The organism is Mycolicibacterium arseniciresistens (assembly GCF_030519285.1).
Classification (GTDB): domain Bacteria; phylum Actinomycetota; class Actinomycetes; order Mycobacteriales; family Mycobacteriaceae; genus Mycobacterium; species Mycobacterium arseniciresistens.
The window spans coordinates 1-4,117 of the sequence record NZ_JAUMSQ010000437.1 but is presented as its reverse complement, the minus strand read 5'-3'; the positions used below and the strand labels follow the sequence as shown (position 1 = coordinate 4,117).

The window sequence follows — 4,117 nt, the reverse complement described above, 5'->3', positions numbered from 1 at the left end:
CCGGGTCAGCACGGCGGCCAGCTGCGCATCGTCCCCGCGCACGACCACCCGCCTGCACCGGTCGACCTCGTCGAGTTCGACCGTCGGCAGCATCCGCAGCGGCCGCGGCGCCGGCCGGTCGCCGCAGCGCAGCACCGCGACGTCGGTGGTGGTCAAGGAAAGCTCCTCGCAAACGGGTATGTGTCCGGTCGGATAAGGTAGCTCACCGGCTGCACACGTCATTTTCACGCACTGAAGCGGAGAAGCCATGCCGGCAATCGTGCTCATCGGCGCCCAGTGGGGCGACGAGGGCAAAGGAAAGGCCACCGATCTGCTCGGTGGGCGCGTCCAGTGGGTCGTGCGGTACCAGGGCGGCAACAACGCCGGGCACACCGTGGTGCTGCCCACCGGCGAGAACTTCGCGCTGCACCTGATCCCGTCGGGCATCCTGACGCCCGGGGTGACCAACGTGATCGGCAACGGCGTCGTCGTCGACCCGGGGGTGCTCCTCACCGAGCTGAGAGGGCTCGAGGACCGCGGCGTCGACACCGACCGGCTGCTCATCTCGGCCGACGCCCACCTGCTGATGCCGTACCACGTGGCGATCGACAAGGTGGTCGAGCGATACGCGGGCAGCAAGAAGATCGGCACCACCGGCCGCGGCATCGGACCCTGCTACCAGGACAAGATCGCGCGCATCGGCATCCGGGTCGCCGACGTGCTCGACCCCAATCAGCTGACCGAGAAGATCGAGGCGGCACTGGAACTCAAGAACCAGATGCTGGTGAAGATCTACAACCGCAAGGCCCTCGACGCGGCCGAGGTGGTGGACAACCTGCTGGCCCAGGCCGAGGGGTTCACCCACCGCATCGCCGACGCCCGGCTGCTGCTCAACGCGGCCCTCGAACGCGGCGAGACGGTGCTGCTCGAGGGTTCGCAGGGCACGCTGCTCGACGTCGACCACGGCACGTATCCCTTTGTCACGTCCTCGAATCCGACGGCCGGTGGCGCATCGGTCGGATCGGGTATCGGGCCAACCCGCATCACCACGGTGCTCGGCATCCTCAAGGCCTACACCACCCGCGTGGGATCGGGCCCGTTCCCCACCGAGCTGTTCGACGAGTACGGCGCCTATCTGGCCAAGACCGGCGGTGAGGTCGGTGTCACCACCGGGCGGCCGCGGCGCTGCGGCTGGTTCGACGCGGTGATCGCCCGGTACGCCACCCGCGTCAACGGCATCACCGACTACTTCCTGACCAAGCTGGACGTGCTGTCCAGCCTGGAGACCGTGCCGGTGTGCGTGGGCTACCGGGTGAACGGCAAGCGCACCGACGACATGCCGATGACGCAGTCCGACATCGCGATCGCCGAACCGATCTACGAGGAACTGCCGGGCTGGTGGGAGGACATCTCCACCGCGCGCGAATTCGACGACCTGCCCGCCAAGGCCCGCGACTACGTGCTTCGGCTCGAAGAGCTTGCCGGAGCCCATGTTTCGTGTATCGGTGTCGGCCCGGGACGTGAGCAGACGATCGTGCGCCGCGACATCCTGGCGGCAAAGTGACTTCCCGAGCGGGAGTCGAGGCATGACAGACGACCCGCGGCTGGTCGATCCCGAATACGACAGGCACGGCGGGTTCCCGAACTTCGAACGCGCCGATCCCGGACCCGGTTTCGCGCGGTTCCTGACCGCGATGCGGCGCGCTCAGGACCTGGCGGTGTCGGCCGCTCCGGACACCGACACGTGGGAGAAGGCCGCCGAGCACGTCGAGGCGCTCGTCGAGTTGCTCGACCCGTTCGAGGCCGCCGAGGGCGTCGGCCCGGCCAACCGGGTGCCGGAGTTGCCGGGCGCGGGCAGCCTGTTGATGGCGCCGTACCGGGTGACGAAGTTCGACGCCGAGGCCGTCGAGCTGACCGTGCAGTTCAGCCGTTTCCACGTCGGCGGCAACTACGCGGTGCACGGCGGGGTGCTGCCGCTGATGTTCGACTCGGTGTTCGGGATGGTCATCCACGCCACCGGCAGGCCGATCAGTCGCACCGGCTTCCTGCACGTCGACTACCGCAAGGTGACGCCGATCGACACCACGCTGACGGTGCGGGGCTGGGTCCGCGAGGCACAGGGCCGCAAGTCGTTCGTCAACGCCGAGATGCGCGATCCCGAAGGGAATCTGCTGGCCGAGGCGAATGGCCTGATGATCAGATTGCTGCCCGGACAGCCCTGAGCGTGACACCATGACCGCGTGGTCGACAATCATCTGCGCAGGCTGACGACGCCCAAGGCCGCGGCGGCGGCGGGGGTGCTGTTCGCGCTGTTGTTCGGCGCCGCACTGATTCTCATCCGCACGGCGCTGCCCGAGGGCGGCGCGCCGGGTTCACAGTGGGTCGACGGGGCCAGTGGCCGGCTGCGGTGGGCGTCGGTGCTGATGCCGTTCGCGGGCATCGCCTTCCTGTGGTTCATCGGCGTCGTCCGCGACGGACTCGGCCGCTACGAGGACAAGTTCTTCGCCAGCGTGTTCATCGGCAGCGGACTGCTGTTCCTGGCGATGATGTTCACCACCGTGGCGGTCGGCGAGGGCCTGATCGCCACCAGGGCGGTGTCGGAGAATTCCGCGGTGCACGCCGAGGTGGTGGCGTTCGGGCAGACACTGCTCAACGCGCTGAGCAAGACCTACGGCGTGCGGATGGCGGCGGTGTTCATGATCTCGCTGGCGACGATCTGGCTGCGCACCGGGCTCATGCCGCGTCCGCTGGTGTACGCCACCTACCTGGTGGCGGTGGCCCTGCTGCTCGCCGGTGACGTGAGTGCGTGGCTGGTGCTGGCGTTCCCGGTGTGGGTGCTGCTGGTCAGCGTGCTGCTGCTGGCCCGCGCCGGCGTGGTGCACTGGGGCGACCACGAGGCGGGCGAGCGGCGCTAGCCGCCGGCGGCCGCTCGGACAAGATCGCGTTTGACGGAATCCGTCGTGGGTACGCGTTATTAGATGTCTGGGGTCACATCATCAATTCTTCTCATCGCCGATCCAGGTGCACCGGCGGCAATGGCCGAACGTCTATCTGAATCGCTCCCGGAGGTGCTGCCCGAAGGTAGCTCTGCCAAGCGCGGGTGGGACGTGTCCATGCGCCGCGAGGCGTACGCGATCGACGAGCACGATGGCGTCCCTGATCTGGTCCGCACCATCGACCCGGCGGGTGAGGACGCGGACATCGTCTACTTGACGGACCTCGCCCGGCGCGTGGGGACGACGCCGACGATCGCCGACATCAGCGTGCAGCACCGGTTCGCGGTGATCTCTATTCCTGCGATGGGCGGCGTACGCCTCGATCACCGCGTACGTGCGATGGCGAGGACGGTGGTGGCCGAGGTACTGCAGTCCGGCGAGCCGGACGGCTCGGCGAAGCGACTGACTCGCACTGAGAAAGACGGCGTGGTGCGCTACTCCGCGCCGTCTGCGCTGTCACGGTTACGGCTTCTCTCCGGGATGGTCTACGCGAACCGCCCGTGGCGGTTGGTCTCCGGCATGTCCAAGGTGATGATGGCGGCGTTCGCCACCGGGGCGGTGAGCCTTGCCTATCCGACGATCTGGCAGTTGTCCGACACCATGGGCCCGTGGCGGATGATCGCGGCGACGATACTCGCGAGCGCCGCGATGATCGCCTGGCTGATCCTGGACCACGAGTTGTGGGAACGCCCTGAATCGGCCGATGAACGGGAACGCGCGGGGCTGTACAACGCAGCGACGGTGATCACGCTGACACTCGGCGTCGCCATCTTCCATGTCGCGCTGTTCCTGCTGTTGTTGGTGACCGCCTGGTGGACCATCCCACCGGGGTTGATCGCTCAGAACATCGGCCATCCCGTCGACCTGTCGACCTTGTTGCAGCTGGCGTGGCTGGTGGCTGCCATCGCGACCCTGGGTGGTGCTCTCGGGTCGGGGATGGAGGATGACGAAGCCGTGAAGTCGGCGGCCTACGGCGTCCGGCAACGCCAGCGGTTCGACAGGAAGAACTGACGCCCGGCCCCCACCTCACGGTGCCAGCTGCACCACCGGCGCCGGGTCGAGAACCGGCGGCGCAAGCGGAGCCAGCGGCTGCAACACCGGCTCGGCGGGCGGGTCGGCCGGTGCAGGAGCGGGTTCGGCGG

The 4,117-nt window shown here is 68.1% G+C and carries 4 protein-coding genes; all 4 read left to right on the top strand.

Going from position 1 to position 4,117, the window contains the following annotated elements:
• Nucleotides 1-247: 247 nt before the first annotated feature.
• The 4 genes from Q2100_RS30030 to Q2100_RS30015 all read left to right on the top strand — a co-directional run bounded on the left by Q2100_RS30030 (nucleotide 248) and on the right by Q2100_RS30015 (nucleotide 3,986).
• Nucleotides 248-1,543 carry an adenylosuccinate synthase gene (locus tag Q2100_RS30030; protein ID WP_269896596.1) on the top strand — a complete coding sequence of 432 codons (1,296 nt, stop codon included), beginning with the start codon at nucleotides 248-250 and terminating at the stop codon, nucleotides 1,541-1,543.
• Nucleotides 1,544-1,565: 22 nt separating this feature from the next.
• Nucleotides 1,566-2,201, top strand: a complete 636-nt coding sequence (locus tag Q2100_RS30025; protein ID WP_302916955.1) for a PaaI family thioesterase — start codon at nucleotides 1,566-1,568, stop codon at nucleotides 2,199-2,201.
• Between the two features lie 18 nt (nucleotides 2,202-2,219).
• Nucleotides 2,220-2,894, top strand: a complete 675-nt coding sequence (locus Q2100_RS30020) for a hypothetical protein (RefSeq protein ID WP_302916954.1) — start codon at nucleotides 2,220-2,222, stop codon at nucleotides 2,892-2,894.
• A gap of 63 nt (nucleotides 2,895-2,957) precedes the next feature.
• Nucleotides 2,958-3,986, top strand: a complete 1,029-nt coding sequence (locus tag Q2100_RS30015; RefSeq protein WP_302916953.1) for a hypothetical protein — start codon at nucleotides 2,958-2,960, stop codon at nucleotides 3,984-3,986.
• Nucleotides 3,987-4,117 lie beyond the last annotated feature (131 nt).